This window comes from Psychrobacter sp. CR212, assembly GCF_059693765.1.
The window spans coordinates 444,197-460,035 of the sequence record NZ_JCATIF010000001.1; the positions used below are offsets into that span (position 1 = coordinate 444,197).

Consider the following 15,839-nt stretch of genomic DNA (forward strand, 5'->3'; position numbering starts at 1 on the left):
ATGAGAATAAAGAATGATTCGGACAAATGGCACAAATGGCATTGCCCGCCAGTTCAGTGGGCAATGGTTAAATAGAAATTGTGGTGATAGTAAGCAAAGTACGGTTATTTATAATAAATAATAAAAGTGCTGCCGCCAGACGGATTGGCTTGATGGGTCAGCTGCCAGCCCATATGAGACATGATGCGTTGTACGATACTCAGTCCCAAACCTGAGCCTTCAACCTTGTGATTGATATAATTTTCTGGTGACAAGGCTGTGCCTGTACCCTCGTCTTGATAGTCATGAGTTAGGCGCTCAAAGCGCTCATACAGCAGCGGCATCATCGCCTCAGGAATACCAAGACCAGTATCAGTTACCATGATTTTTTCGTCATCGATAGTGATGGTGACTTCGCCATCATCGGTATACTGAAACGCATTTTTTATCAAATTGCCCAGTGCCATTTTTAATAGCTCAGGACGCACATAGGCGCTATATTCTTGCTCAGCGACTATTTGACACGTGACCGTTTTATAGCGCAGCAAATAGGTCAATCGCTGCACCTCGGCTAAGGCAATACTATTGATAGAAGTTTGCGGTGCATCTAGCTTTTCAGGGGCGCGCGAAAGTAAGAGCAGGGCGGTGATAATCTCAGAGGTCTCACGGGCGGTAGTGCCAATCCGATTGGTAAACTCGTTCAGATGACTGTCTGCTGGTAATTGCGAGGCTAGCACTTCAAAGGCACCCATGATGATGGTTAAGGGCGTGCGCAGCTCATGGCTGACGTCACCAGTAAACAGTTGCTCGCGCTTTAGATACTGCTCAAGTTTATGGTTTTTTTCATCGATAGCTCGCGCCAATACGCCCACCTCAGAGGGCAAGTGCGTGAGTTCCGTTAGGTTGCTATGATCCGTTTCGACGGCTTTTTTTAAATCGAGTAAAGGCTTGATGATTTGTTTGGAGGATAAATGAGAGAATATGGCGGCAATAAGCAAACTTAAAATGACCGCCACTCTTAGTGTATCTGCAAAGATATCTTCTAAGTTTTCGAAGATTTCTAGTACAGGGTAGTGGCTCATCACCATCTCAGCCCCTTCCAAGTACGTCAAAATGTAAGTCTGATTGCCTTGTTGATAGGCGAAAAAATGAAGGTTGCCGTGGGTTTTGCCAGACTCACCGTCTATAGTGACAGACTTCTCTTGCACCGTTGCCGTTGCCGTTGTTTGCAGGTTGGTAGGGGCACTATCGTAGCGATAGATCTTGATGCCTGGGTCGGCAGTATAAATAGAGCGATCACCGTACTTTTCTTGGCTGATATCAAGCTGCTGCAACAGCCGACCCTTAACCAATTCTTGTTCTATTCTGCTCTCCGCGTATAAAAAAATACTGACAAAAGCCCCGCATAGCAACAGCGCGAATATAAAGTATGACAATCGAAACTTATTGGCTATCGAGTCTATATTGAACATAGTAAAGAGGTACTTAATTGAAGGAGGCGGTTGATATAGTGCGTGATAGTAGACTGTATGAGGTGCTGCTCTCTAAGTCATACTACCGCGTGTTCTGATTTATTGGGATCGATAATTTGATAACCCACACCAGGCACTGTCACTATCATGGTTTTGTCAAAAGGCTTGTCGACCTGCGCCCGCACGCTATGCATATGAGTACGTAGCGCATCACTGCTCGGTATATCTAGACCCCAAACCTTTTCTTCAAGTTCAGTTTTGCTGACGACTCGCGGTGCGGCACTCATTAGGATATGTAATATCTTAAATCCAGTTGGGGTGAGCTTAATCGACTTTCCTTCGCGCATAATGGTATGCTCACTATTATTTAGCGATAGCGCGCCCACAGCGATACTGTGTACAAAATGTTCGTCCTCATGACGACGTATGAGTGCTTTGATACGGCACTCTAGCTCAATCAACGAAAATGGCTTGACCAAATAATCATCAGCACCGCTATCAAAGCCTGCCACTTTATCCAAAATCGTATCGCGAGCAGTGAGCATGAGGACAGGCGTTTTGTCATGCAATTCTTCTCTGAGTTTCTTACACAGCTTGGTGCCATCCATACCTGGTAGCATCACATCGAGCAATATCACATCATAATGATTGCTTGCGGCGAGCGTTAGCCCACTGTAACCATTATGTGCGTTGTCCAGCTCAAAGCCTTTTGGCTCAAAAAACGCATAAATATTGGCCACGATATCGGGGTTGTCTTCAATAACGAGTATCTTATACATGGTGTTGACCTACAAAATAGTAGCTACCTAAAAGATGGAGCAATATAAAAATGGATTTAGTTATTTACTTTAAAAAAGGTTGGCGCGCCTTTGACCGCATCAGTCGTGATGCCAAAAAAGCTCAGCAACGTCGGCGTAATAAAATCATGTGACACGGGCTGACTGCTCATATTAGAGAGGCTTTCTGCACCGATGTTATTACTGTTTGGTGACCAAATGACTGCGGGCACGTGCTTTTGAGTATCCGGGGCAAACTTATAGGGCAGACCATGCAAGTAAATATTATTTTCACCAAGACTCTCGCCATGATCGCTCATATAAATCATGACTACATCATAATCTTGTTCGTAAGTTTTTAGGGTATCGATCACGTTATTCAAAAAGTAGTCAGTGTACAGAATCGCATTGTCATAGCCATTGATCACAGACTGGGTATCACATTTTGACAGCTCATTGGTCATACAGACAGGTTTGTACGTTTCAAATTCTTTAGGGTAGCGCTGGTAATAAGCGGGGCCATGGTTGCCCATTTGGTGTAACAAAATAAGCATGTCTTTAGGCGTCTCTTTCGGTGAGCTGCCTGACTTAACCAGTTTATCAAAACCATCAAGCATACCAATATCTCGGCATTCAACATCGCAGTTCGGATTGGTATCAGCCGTTTTGTAGTCCTCAAAAGTGACACGATCAGCCACACCTTTAGAGCTAGAGTTGTTGTCTCGCCACACGACATTGACCCCTTGCTTGCTGAGCGTATCGAGTACGTTTTCATTGTACTTGGCGGTATCGATATCATAATTTTCCCGATTTGCATAACTGAACATGCAGGGCACTGAGTAGGCAGTCGAAGTGCCGCAGGAGACGGCATCTTTAAAACTATAAAGGTTTGATTGCTTTGAGAGTAGTGGCGTGGTATTGCGTGTATAGCCGTTTAAACCAAAGTGATCAGCGCGAGCCGTTTCGCCAACGACGAACACCATGAGCTTGGGTTTTGCAGTGCTGCTGTTTGTAGTGCTACTGGTAGGAGCGACGCGCTTTGCATCTGTCGCATGTAGCGTGAAAGTATCAGGACGCCGCAGCTCATTGACATAGTTTTCGCCAAGTTTGATCGTAGAGTAAATAGGCGTGATCGGGTTAGCATAAGAACGGACTTGTTTATGCTGACGAAAGAAGCTGGCGTACTGGTCACCAAATGGTAAAAGACACGCTGCGATCAATGCGATAGACAATATCAACGTGGCTGTTTTTTGTAGAATACTGCGTTGCCAAGTAAAGCGTTTTAGACGAATTTTGCTAATGATAAATGCTGGCAACACGCCTAATATCAGCAGTCGAATGACCATGCTGGGGGCAAACAATCCCATCGCCTCTGCTTGATCGGTCTCCAGACTGTTAATCAGCATGTTGGTGTCAAATATCGTCCCATAAGCATTGGTAAAATACCCACAGATGGCAGCGATAATCAGTAACGTAGCTAGTACGGGTTTGGCAATTGGGCGATAGCACAGCAGCTGTAATACTAGCCACATCAGTCCAAACAACAAGCCAGTAATAGACAGTATAAAGCCGACGTTTTTGCTAAATGGATAGACATCTAGCACCTGCTCAAAAAAGCCAATATTGGCAGTCGCCACCAAATATAAGGCAACAATGATAATAAGATAACTGAGATTTACCTCATGATCGTAGAGCTTACTCAGATAGCTGTTTTTTTTATTGGCTTTAGGCGCATCGATTTTGGCGGTTTGAGATATTGACATATAAATACTTCTCAACAGAATGGTAGGAAACGTCATTCCTTACCATAACAAGTGTGCTGTTAAGAAGATGTTAAGGTGGCAGCTTTGATGATGCTAGTTTGCGAGGTGTTGAGTGGTTTATATAAAATTTTACGGAAAGATTTCATAGATATTCAAATTATTCAGGATTCATGATTGCTTTTAACTCAGACTGATTCTTTATAGTAATAAAACCATAGTGCATATCTATGAATTCCTGTTTTTGCCAAGACTGAATGATTTTATTGATGGTTTGTCGGGTGGTACCGAGCATAAAGCCAAGCTCTTCTTGCGACAAGCGTAAGTCTATTTTGATATCGTCACCCATCTGCTTGCCATAAGTACCGATGAATCCCATGAGCATGCTCGCCAGTCGCGCCGATGTATTGAGTGAGGTGGCATCATCAATCCAATCAAAGGCTCTACGAATACGCGCACAAGTGATGAGCGCGAGGTGCTTGTATAAAATTGGATACTGTTGCGCCGTTTGAATCACCACCTTTCTAGGGATAGAAATCAACGTAACCTTATTGATTGTCCACGCATCATGAGTGCGAGGATTATCATCTATGATAGATATCTCGCCAAACCATTCGCCACTAGATAGGTGAGCGAGGGTCATGGCATTGCCGCTAGCGCTCACATTGCAGACTCTAATCGTACCCGATACGACAAAGTGCAGCGCCGCATCATCATTGTCACCAATCGCATGAATCATTTGGCTTTTTTGGTATACCTTTAGTACAGCGTTATACGCTAGTAGCGCTTGCACGTCGGTTGGCAAGTCAGCAAACCAAGGGTCGTTATTTAAATGATGATTGATATTCATAAGTGTCATGTTTTTGACAGATTTGGGTTTGAAGAATGGTGTAGAGTAATTATTCGGACTATTTACAACTGTAAAGGACTATACAATGCAAACAGCGATAAAAACGACCACACAAACTGATTCAACATCGAGTGTACACCATAATATGAGCGAACAAGAGTGGCAGATGCGAGTAAATCTTGCTGCTTGTTATCGCTTGGTTGCGTCCTATGGCTGGGATGATCTGGTATTTACCCATATCTCAGCCCGCGTACCAGGGACGGAAGATGAGTTTTTAATCAATCCTTATGGCATGCTATTTGAAGAGATCACCGCCTCCAGCCTAGTCAAAGTCAACAAAGCGGGCGAAAAGGTCTCGCCATCAGCGTTCAATGTCAATCCAGCAGGATTTATCATTCATAGTGCCGTACACGAAGCCCGTGATGATGCGCACTGCGTGATTCATCTGCATACTAGCGATGGCGTAGCGGTCTCGGCGCAAGAACAAGGCCTACTACCCATCTCGCAGCAGTCATTATTTCCGTTATCTAACTTGGCATATCACGATTACGAGGGCGTTGCGCTTAACCCAGAAGAAAAGGTTCGCTTGGTTGCTGATTTAGGCAGGGCTAACTTCATGATCTTGCGCAATCACGGTCTGCTCACTTGTGCTGACACCGTCTCTGATGCATTTTTGAATATGTATATTTTACAAAACGCCTGCGAAATTCAAATCAAGGCGCAAAGCGGTGGCAGCGCATTGACGCCGATACCAGCACAAATATTGGCCGGTATTCAAGCGGCATCGAAACAGGTGACCAGAGGAGCGAATGGTGATATCGCATGGCCTGCCTTATTAAGAAAGCTACGCTGTACTGACCCATCGTTTGAGGAGTGATTACATATGGGCAGCGTTAGGTGAGTATTAACATAGCAGACGTGATATTTATGCATAAGCAAAAGATACTTTTGCATAAATAAAAGATACTTTGGTGATAATGATGGCTTATCTACCGTTTAGAACCCGCATTCTCTAAAAAAATGAATTCAAAAAACGCAGGGCATCAAACGGTGCGCTGCATTTTTTTGTTTTATAAATACCTCAAAACTCCTATCGTTCAACCTCTCTTATTCTCCGTTTTTACAAGCCTTTTTCAATAGTCCAACTTTTATTAACCAGTATCTTCTTTGTCATCATATGTTCACAAATCGGCCGTATTCTTATGCCCATTATAAATAGTTGCTGTGTGTCACAGAGATTGATATCCATTAAGCGATTCATTGATAGCAGTTGATGCGTAGATAAAAGGTGTGTGTATGAGCGTTGCTGGCAGGCTTGGTAGTATCTCTACCCGTATGCTGATTATTTTAGCGTTGGCTTTTTTGCTGATTATCCTCATGGTGTACTTGGTCATTGAAACCCAAGGTAAGCCGCGCATTATGGAGATGACATCAGAGACTGTGGTTGAAACAGGCAACGAAGTCATCAACAGTATCATGGTGAGTATCAACCATGTCGATGGGCTGGCGAAAGCAAGCAGTACGATGGCGGGCGGTCTACCTAAAGAGGATGCACTTTACCAAGAAACCTTTGGCAACCTCATGCAACAGATGGATCAAAGAATCGTGGGTGGCGGGGTGTGGTTTGACCCAAATATGTATGCCCAAGGTCAAGAGCGTCAGTCGTTTGTATGGGCGCGCGATGAGTCAGGCAGCATGCAGTCAGTGACGCGCTATGACCAAGTAAGTCAAACGCCCAATGCTTATTATCGAGACTGGTGGTATATTCCAGCGTTGTACGCCAATCATGATCATTGTGTCTGGAGTCGGGCATACATCGATCCCACGAGCAATCAGCCGATGATGACTTGTGCTAAAGCATTGTACAACAGTACTAATCAAGCGTTTGATGGCGTGGTGAGTTTTAACTTATTATTGGACAATCTTGATGCCGCCATGAAGAGGTGGCAAGAAAAAATAGGCGGCTATGTTTTTTTGGTCGATTTGGACAATCGATTCCTAACTTTTCCTGAGCAGTCGCTCGTCACTCAAACCACCGCCAACAATCCACAAGGCGAGATGATGAACGCCAGTCAGTTGGCGGCTATCAATCCGAGTTTTGCGCCTATCGCGGACAGTTTGGGTCGCATTAACGATACGCTCATTGATGATGCCACTGCCAAAGATAAAGGTCGTTTTACGTTAGCGGCTCGTAGTATTTTGAGCACAACCAATCTGGGCAAAATAAGTGAGCAAGAGTCTGAGTTGCTCTCAGCGTTGCTGTTATTAAATATCGATCAAACTTTCAACTTAGTCGACAGTCATTTGGTCGATACCATCGACGTCCACAATGATTTTGTCTTACAGCAGCCAGCCACCGCCTTTGTCTTTCGTATGCCATTTACTTACTGGAAAATGGTGATTGTAAAACCCAATAGTGATCTGCTCAGTGTTGCCAATGCTCTATCGAACCAGCTGATTCAAGCCATTCTACTGGGCTTTATCCCTATTTTATTATTAACGGCATGGGTGTTCCGTCAGTATTTTACTCGTCCATTACAACGTATGTCGCTTTTGGTGGCTGAGATGGGCGCTTTGATTGAACAAAAACAATATCAAAAATTGCTCGCACATAAGCTGCCCAGCTCAAGCGTGAGCGAAATTCAAATCATCAGTGAGCAGACCAACCAACTGATTGATCGTGTGGTCGAAAACGAAGGCGCGCTTGCCGAAATCAACGTCCATCTAGAAAAACAAGTCGCTGCCCGTACCCAAGATCTACAGCAAGCGATGGATGAGCTAAAAGCCTCACAAGTACAATTAGTGCGCTCCGAAAAAATGGCAACCTTGGGTCAAATGGTGGCAGGCGTGGCGCACGAGGTCAACACACCACTGGGCTATGTACGCAGTAATATCGAACTGGTCGGTGATAACTTGATGCGTTTCGATGAGCTGATCAGCCATACTGACAAGTTATTGCAGGCGCTAAAAGACTCCAATGCTGACCAAGCGCAAGTAGCACAATTGACAGCGCAAACTCTACAGTGCTGTGAAGAGATCAAAGAAGATGAAGTCAGTGAGGACTTGGCCGATTTGATCAAAGACAGCTTGTATGGGGTCGATCAGATAGCTGAGTTGGTGGTAAGTTTGCGCGACTTTTCTAGAATTGATGAATCAAAAGTAAAAGACGTCGATATCAATGACTGTATCAATACCTCGCTGGTCATGGCGCGCAACAACCTCAAAACCCTAGATATTACGACCAACCTAGCGACACTGCCGCTGATTCAATGCAATCCTTCGCAAATCAATCAAGTGCTGCTCAACCTTTTCAATAATGCCGCTCAAGCCATAGCGCCTGATCAAAAAGGCGAGTTGCATATCACATCAGCTGTCGATGAGACGCAGTCGCAGGTAGTGGTGCAGGTCACAGATAATGGTATCGGTATCAACGAGCAGGCTTTAGAGCGTATCTTTGAGCCGTTTTTTACCACCAAAAAAGCAGGCGATGGGACGGGTTTAGGGCTGGCGATCAGCACACAGATTATGGAGCAGCATGGCGGCAGTATTGCAGCGAGCTCAATCGTCGGCGAGGGCACAACTTTCACCATTATGCTGCCAATACAGTCGAAAACTTATGAAAATAAACCCTCCAAAGCCTTATTTGAAGGTTGAGAGACTTCTCACCACTCACCTAAAGAGAGCCTCATGCAAAAACCAAAAATTGCCTTTATCGATGATGAGCCGCGCATTTTACGCAGTCTAAAAATGCATTTTCGCCAGTCACACGACGTGTTTGTCACCACGGATGCCACTGAGCTTATGAAATATGTCAGCGAGCACGATGTACAAGTGGTCATCAGTGACCAACGTATGCCTGATAAGCAAGGGACGGAAGTCTTGCGTGATATTAAAGAAGCGTCACCCAATACCATTCGTATCTTGCTAACAGGCTATGCGGATCTCAATGCGGTGATTGACTCGGTCAATGACGGAGAGATTTACCGTTATATCACCAAGCCTTGGCAAAATGATGAGCTCAAAAAAATCGTAAATAGAGCCACAGAGATTGCTCAGCAAACGCAAGATATTAACCAAAATATGAAGCAAGGTGATGAATCTCAGGGTTTTATGAATGCTAGTAGCAAAAGGAATATACTGGTATTAGATGATGATGAGAGTATTTATCAAGAAATAAAAAATCAGTTTAAAAGTACTTATACAGTGAGCTGGGCAAGCAACCTCGAGCAGGCTGCGAAGTTATTACAAAAAAAGAAGTTTGGTGTCACCATCACGGATGCGACGCTCAACGAAGAAAATATTACTCCTATTGTCTATGCCCTAAAAAATATCCAGCCCGATCTGATGGTGCTGATGTTGACTGAATTTAAAGACGCTCACATGGTGATTGATCTCATCAATAAAGGGCAGGTATATCGCTGTCTGCCACGTCCTACCAACTTCTCTATCATGAGTATCAGTCTGGACCGCGCGTTTGAGCATCACGAAAGACTGGTACAGCAGCCGATATTAGCAACGCGTCATCATGTTGAAGAAGTACCAGAAGCTGAGACTTTTAATTTTTCTGAAAGATTGAAGGGTTTCTTTGCCAAGTTTAGAGGCTGGCGCATGATGATGTAAAGTATTCTGATTAAGATGCTATATCAGGTCAGCATATGATTGAGCATTATCTTTAATAAAGAATAAATACCCGTATTTATAAGAATTTGCGTGACATAATTACGGTATCGAGTGATAGGCTTATTAAAACAATACGTTTATGTTTCTTATGATCATTATTAGACCGCTAATCACCATTAGTATCAGCAGCATTATTCTAAACTGACCAATACTGATGCCAGCCAAAAAGTGTTTGCCAATGACGTTGCCAATAACGGCACCCAGTCCTAATACAATACCATACACACAGACCTTGACTGTGAGTATGCCAAAAAAGGCGTAGCTGACGACTTGTACAATACCGACAAAAAAAGAATTCGCCGTTTTGGTCGCAATAAGATTCTCTTTTTCTAGACCTGCGTTCATATAAAAAGGGTTAAGAATGGGACCTAGGCCACCCACCAACGTGCTCATAAAGGCAATGAAAAAGCCCACAGGTACAAAACCTACTTTTGGCATGTCAAACGTTTTACTTACTTTACCGAACTTGTATTGGAAAATAGTAGAGACTAGAAATGCACCTACCAATAACTGAATCCAGCCGGCATCCAAACGACTAAAGACCAATGCCGCCAACCACGCTCCTACGATAGCACTTGGCACATAGTATTTGGTCAATGACCAGTCAATATCATGCCAAAATAAATAGAGCCGTGAGGCATTACTCATAAAGGTAGCCACGTTGATCACAGGCGGCGCAACCGCAGTCCCTATCATCGAAGAAGTGACTGGTATCAGCAGCATCGCACCGCCCCCACCAGATATCGTAGAGATAATAAAAGCGATCATACCAGCACTGAATAGTCCTACTAAGTGCCACGTTGGAATGGTTTGCAATAAATCTAAAACAAGGGGCACTATAAAATCCTATTTCATGAGTGACATCAAGTAGTGATGTTTTGCTAATGTTGGACAGCTGACAAAAAAAGTGAGGAGTGTTAAAGGCTTGCCCCTAATAACTATTGAAAGTAGGGTAAAAGTATCTCTAAAAAAACGGTGGCCATACCTGAGTATAACCACCGCCGGAGAGACATTTAGAGACGAACTGACAAAAACTTAGGCAGCAGTCTTCTTAAAACGTTTACGATACGTTTTACGAATGATTGGCATGAAGATCATGACAACGACCAGACCCCATAATGATACGGTGATTGGGCTGCTCCACAGGATAGACATCTCACCTTGAGAGATAGAGAGCGCACGACGTAGGTTAGATTCCATAAGCTCACCTAGTACATAACCTAGGATAAGGGCTGATAGAGGGAAGTGCAGTTTACGTAAGAAATAACCAAAGATACCAAGTCCTACCATAAACACCATATCAAACGTTGTACTGTTGATAGAGTAGACACCAACGAAACTGATAGCAGCGATTGATGGGATCAAAATGTAGTTTGGTACATTCAATAGTTTAGAGAAGAAACCAACCAACGGGATGTTCATGACAAGCAAGATAACGTTACAGATGAACAATGAGGCAATAAGACCCCAAACGATATCTGGCTGCTCAGTAAATAGCTGTGGACCTGGCGTGATATTGTACAACGTCAACGCGCCCATCATAACCGCTGTCGTACCAGAACCTGGGACACCTAGGGTCAACATTGGTACAAATGAACCACACGCTGATGCGTTATTAGCCGCTTCTGGTGATGCTAGGCCACGAAGGTCACCTTCACCAAATTTACCATCATCACCAGCAATTTTACGTTCACTGGCATAGGTCATTGCACTGGCAATCGTCGCACCTGCACCCGGTAGGATACCAACGAAGAAACCCATTGCACCACTACGCAACATAGCACCGATGGTGAAGAGAAACTCTTTTAGGTTGAATAAGCTACGCTTACCTTGCGCGATTATTTTACCACCCGTACTGGTTCTTTCGAGCAAAATCAAGATTTCACTGACACTGAAGAAACCAATAACGATCGTTGTGAATTGGATACCATCAGATAGATTGACGGAATCAAAAGTATAGCGATAAATACCCGTCACTGCATCGACACCGACAGTCGCTAGACCCAAGCCAATCAAGGCTGATACTGCGGTCTTAATCGGTTGATCACCGACCAAACCACTCAAGCAGCAAATCGCGAATACCATCAATACGAAGTATTCAGCAGGGCCAAAAGACACCGCCCATTTAGCCAGTAGAGGTGCAAATAGCACCACGCCGATGGTTGCAATCGTCGAGCCAATAAACGAGGCGACCGCAGAGATGGATAAGGCGATGCCGGCTTTGCCTTGTGTCGCAAGCGGATTACCATCCAAGGATGTCATCACCGCCGCGGCAGATCCTGGGACGTTTAGTAGAATGGCAGAAATACGACCGCCATACTCACACCCCAAGTATACAGCTGCTAAAAGGATAAGCGCACTTTCTGGTGGCAGACCAAGGGCAAAAGCAAATGGTAGTAGAATTGCCACACCGTTAATTGGACCAAGGCCTGGCAACATACCCACAATCGTACCAATAAAAGCACCGATGAGTGCAATCAGTAAGTTTTTGGGCAACATTGCTACGCCGAAACCGTGCATTAAAAAATCAAAAGTTTCCATAATAGCTATCCCATTATTCCTGATAATATTCCAAGTGGCAGAATCACATCCAAAGCCATGTCAAATAGGACATACAGGGCGATACTGATCACAACTGAAAAGATAAGGCATTTAACAGGATTGCCGGCAAACAGTAGACCAACTGCAAAACACATCAGGGTGGTAGCAACAACAAAACCTAAAGGCTCAAAAATCAAACTATAGATCAATAATGCACTGACACACAGAACAAGATTTCTAAGCACAACCTTGTTATAGCCTAAATCAATGACTTTGGTAAATCGTGCTGGACGAAAGGCAATAACCAAGGTCAAAAGTGCCATCAGTGAGAAAATTAAAATAGGATAGGGCCGAGGGCCGATAGGGTCATAAGCAATGGGAGCAACGTAACCAATAGCCAAGTAGACCAAAAATAAGCTAAATAGTCCCATTAATCCGGAGAACGCACGTTCCATCGTCATAGAGGTATTCCTTAAATTTTAAATAAAAAGGTTGAGAGATGTCTCATCTTTCAACCTTCGATGAATACTAAACGGTTTAGCATTCAATCATTAAGGGGATATGGTCTGAGTAATGCTACTGTGCGGCAGCATCAACAAGACCGTACTCAGCAGACAACTCACGTAGCTCACCAGTACGCTTATAGACATACTGTTCAAGCTCATCGCCAGTCATAGAGAATGGTAGTAACTCTTGTTGTTCACGCAATTCTGCAAATTTTGGATCAGCAAGCATTTTGTCAAATGACGCTTTCCACCAGTCGTAAGCGGCAGGGCTAACGTCTGGACCCATGTAGTAACCACGAACGACAGGCCAAGTCACATCGTAGCCTTGCTCTACTGCAGTAGGGATATCAGCCATAGAGCCGCCCAGTCTTTCATCGGAAAATACGGCCAATACACGTAGTTTGCCAGCAGTAGCTTGTGGCATAATCTCAGCAATACCAGCACTCACAACAGTGACATGGTTGCCCATGACTGCGGTGATGGCCTCACCGCCGCCTTCCATCGCAACATAAGTCATGTCGCTAGGGCTGACGCCAACGGCTTTGGCCAAAATAGCGGTTTGCATCCAGTCCTGACCACCAACACTACCACCAGCGGCGAAACTGATTGCTTTTGGATTCGTCTTAAGTTCAGCGACCAACCCTGCTAGATCTTTGATTGGCGAGTCTGCATTGACAGCGATAGCACCATAATCGGTACCAACGGCGGCGAGCCATTTCACGTCTTTTTCGGTGAACTTACCAAATTTACCTTGTGATAAGTTCAGGATTGATCCTGTTGAGAACGCGATAATAGCGTCTTCGTTAGCACGGTCATTGGCGACAATTTTGTTATATGCAACAGCACCTACGCCGCCTGGCATATAAGTGACGCGCATTGGGTCTGTCAATATCCCCGTGTCTCTTAGACCTGACTGAGCAAGTTTACAGGTCAAGTCAAAGCCGCCGCCTGGTTTTGCTGGAGCGATACATTCTGGACGTGAAGGACCTGCGAATTCATCTGCACCTGCGCTCGCAGTTTCGTTAGCATTGTTACACGCTGTCAAGGTAAGTACAGATAGACCAAGCGCTAGATAGGATAGTTTTTTCACACGACACTCCTTGTGTGTATTTTTTTCAGTAAAAATCAATAAAATTTTGATTGAAAGGATAGGGGGACTATACAAAAAGTTGGAAGCGGACCAATAATGTTACCAACCTTTACAAGCGTAGTCTTTTTGTTCACTTTGCAAAAGTAACAGAATAATTTAGAAATAACAAGAAACATATGTATGTATGTATGAATTTTTTGAAATCAGTAGCGCGATGGACTTTGTAAGAACCCAAGCTTGCTATGTCGGTATTAGATAAATACAGGACCAGCCCTAATCTAAAATGAGGTTTTATAATGACAGTAAAAACAAACGCTTATGAATAACGCATGGTGAGAGTGATTAATAGCAACCGCTATGAAACAAGAAGTCGCTCTTAAAACGAAACTGGGGATGCTTTTATCTGAGGGCAATTTCTTATGGTGAGACAGGCAGTAGGGAGGCGGAATCAGTGTTTGCTCAGTTGGTTGATAGGCAAAATGTCGACGGCCACTGCTAATAGGCGCGATATATTCTGTCTGTAAATACGGCTTGTAAAGATTGTCTTATAAGTATAAAACTGAATGAAATATCATTATTTAGATCACCGATGTTTTTTTATTGTGCTTAAAATATCATCTGAATAAACAAAATGGCGATCAAGCCAACGACAATATCCAAAGGCACCGCTTTAAACAGTAGCGTATGCAATAGCTTATTTTTGTCGATATGCACTTGAGCGGCACCCAGTATCAGGCTACCTCCTGAAGAGAAGGGAGAGATGGACGAGCTTTGAGCGCCGATCACGATACAGATAAACAAGAAAAAAGGACTCAAACCAGAAGCCACTGCCAACGCAGGCACCATCGGAAATAGCGTAGGCGCAACAACACCAAGCGTACTAGCAAATATCGACATAATTGCACTAATAATGAATACCAAAAATGGTATCATCCAAATAGGAACGTTGGTACTGAGCCACTCTGTCAGCTCATAAATGACACCCACCTCCACACCTATGCTGATTAACATACCCACACCGCAGATCATAATGAGCGTATTCCATGGTATCAACGCAATCACGGTTTTTTCATCACCCAGCTTCAAAAACAAGCTCATTAAAGCAAAGAAAATGGCAATAAAACCAATATCAATCCGAGCGTTCAAAAACTCAATGGCATCTACATTCGGTACAAGTAAGTTTGAGATGGGTACAACCAATACAATCGCCATCATCATAAAAATCAGCATGATGGATTTTTTTTGTTTGGTGTCAAAAGGCGCTGGAACAACGGTTTGAATGGCGATCTTGCTGGTCTTGGCATTGATAAAGCTATAGCTTCCTAACAAGACAATCGGCATCAAAAAGGTCGCGGCAAATATGCCTAAGCCATACGTAAAGGTATTGTCATTGGCAACGCCAGCACCGCTCATAAGCTCTCTGAAAATAACGCCACTCTGTGAAGTGATAAAATTGGCACCCGCTAGCGCTCCATAGTTCACAGACAAGGTCGCAATAATAATGTTTAAATTGGTTCTTTTAGATAACAATAAAATCATCGGTGCCATCGTGGCAAGAACCGTGTAATAACCGGCTCCTAAAGCTGCTACAATTGTCGCAGCAAAGAAAATAGCCAGCGGCAAAAACGCTGGAAAATGTCGACACTTGTATATCAAATGTTCACACAGTTTTTCTAAAGCGCCATTGGCTAAGGAGAAGTTATAGAAGAGCGTCACAGCAAAAATCACAAAGAAAATCTTTAGAGGCCACAATTTAATAACCTCGTAAGCGCTTAGCTTCATACCAAAACAGCCAATCAGATACGCGAACACGATCGCAAACAAGCCGATATTGATTTTAGTGGTGTAACCCAACACAATAGAAATTACTATGGCCGCTATAAGATATAGGGTCATATTCGCTCCTCGGTCTTGACGGTATGACATCTAAAAATCTAAATACATATATATGTTTTAGATTGGAGAACATTGTGATAATGTTGACAAATAGCTTTCTAAGCCAGCAAATCTTATCAGCTTTTTAAGTGTATATAACTCAATAGAATAATAGCAAAAAAGGAGCCGGTAATTAGGTGAGATTGACCCAAAAATCTAGATAGACTTTAATATCGAAATGATGTGTATAAATTTTGGTAAGGGCTTAAGATAGAGTGTCAGAGATATTTTATTTCTTATGAACATGATT

General features: G+C 43.6%; 12 protein-coding genes. 3 read left to right on the forward strand and 9 right to left on the reverse strand.

Annotated features, from left to right (window positions below; all coding sequences use genetic code 11):
- Window positions 1-104: 104 nt before the first annotated feature.
- The 4 genes from AC58CZ_RS01920 to AC58CZ_RS01935 all read right to left on the reverse strand — a co-directional run bounded on the left by AC58CZ_RS01920 (window position 105) and on the right by AC58CZ_RS01935 (window position 4,837).
- Complete coding sequence (locus AC58CZ_RS01920) at window positions 105-1,451, reverse strand: ATP-binding protein (RefSeq protein ID WP_494223493.1); 1,347 nt, start codon at window positions 1,449-1,451, stop codon at window positions 105-107.
- A 77-nt stretch (window positions 1,452-1,528) separates the two neighbouring features.
- On the reverse strand, window positions 1,529-2,230 hold the full coding sequence (locus tag AC58CZ_RS01925) for a response regulator (RefSeq protein ID WP_491358918.1): 702 nt from the start codon (window positions 2,228-2,230) through the stop codon (window positions 1,529-1,531).
- Between the two features lie 56 nt (window positions 2,231-2,286).
- Window positions 2,287-3,990, reverse strand: a complete 1,704-nt coding sequence (locus tag AC58CZ_RS01930) for a phosphoethanolamine--lipid A transferase (RefSeq protein WP_494223492.1) — start codon at window positions 3,988-3,990, stop codon at window positions 2,287-2,289.
- Window positions 3,991-4,147: 157 nt separating this feature from the next.
- On the reverse strand, window positions 4,148-4,837 hold the full coding sequence (locus AC58CZ_RS01935) for a cyclic nucleotide-binding domain-containing protein (RefSeq protein ID WP_494223491.1): 690 nt from the start codon (window positions 4,835-4,837) through the stop codon (window positions 4,148-4,150).
- 85 nt (window positions 4,838-4,922) lie between these two features.
- On the opposite strand from AC58CZ_RS01935, the gene AC58CZ_RS01940 reads away from it, so the two are divergent.
- The 3 genes from AC58CZ_RS01940 to AC58CZ_RS01950 all read left to right on the forward strand — a co-directional run bounded on the left by AC58CZ_RS01940 (window position 4,923) and on the right by AC58CZ_RS01950 (window position 9,457).
- The gene (locus tag AC58CZ_RS01940; protein ID WP_494223490.1) at window positions 4,923-5,714 is read left to right on the forward strand and encodes a class II aldolase/adducin family protein; all 792 of its coding nucleotides are present in this window, start codon (window positions 4,923-4,925) and stop codon (window positions 5,712-5,714) included.
- A gap of 419 nt (window positions 5,715-6,133) precedes the next feature.
- A complete protein-coding gene (locus AC58CZ_RS01945) occupies window positions 6,134-8,491 on the forward strand; it encodes an ATP-binding protein (protein WP_494223489.1) in 2,358 nt (785 codons plus the stop codon).
- A 33-nt stretch (window positions 8,492-8,524) separates the two neighbouring features.
- Window positions 8,525-9,457 (forward strand): response regulator, encoded by a 933-nt coding sequence (locus AC58CZ_RS01950; protein ID WP_494223488.1) that lies wholly within the window; start codon window positions 8,525-8,527, stop codon window positions 9,455-9,457.
- A 123-nt stretch (window positions 9,458-9,580) separates the two neighbouring features.
- Here AC58CZ_RS01950 and AC58CZ_RS01955 read toward each other — a convergent pair whose 3' ends face one another.
- The 5 genes from AC58CZ_RS01955 to AC58CZ_RS01975 form a co-directional block, all read right to left on the reverse strand.
- Complete coding sequence (locus AC58CZ_RS01955) at window positions 9,581-10,354, reverse strand: TSUP family transporter (protein WP_494223487.1); 774 nt, start codon at window positions 10,352-10,354, stop codon at window positions 9,581-9,583.
- A gap of 198 nt (window positions 10,355-10,552) precedes the next feature.
- On the reverse strand, window positions 10,553-12,058 hold the full coding sequence (locus AC58CZ_RS01960) for a tripartite tricarboxylate transporter permease (protein ID WP_058023750.1): 1,506 nt from the start codon (window positions 12,056-12,058) through the stop codon (window positions 10,553-10,555).
- Window positions 12,059-12,063: 5 nt separating this feature from the next.
- A complete protein-coding gene (locus tag AC58CZ_RS01965; RefSeq protein WP_423726665.1) occupies window positions 12,064-12,519 on the reverse strand; it encodes a tripartite tricarboxylate transporter TctB family protein in 456 nt (151 codons plus the stop codon).
- Window positions 12,520-12,634: 115 nt separating this feature from the next.
- Window positions 12,635-13,654, reverse strand: coding sequence for a tripartite tricarboxylate transporter substrate-binding protein (locus AC58CZ_RS01970; RefSeq protein ID WP_494223486.1), 1,020 nt, complete (start codon window positions 13,652-13,654; stop codon window positions 12,635-12,637).
- A 606-nt stretch (window positions 13,655-14,260) separates the two neighbouring features.
- Complete coding sequence (locus AC58CZ_RS01975) at window positions 14,261-15,550, reverse strand: SLC13 family permease (RefSeq protein ID WP_494223485.1); 1,290 nt, start codon at window positions 15,548-15,550, stop codon at window positions 14,261-14,263.
- Window positions 15,551-15,839: the final 289 nt, after the last annotated feature.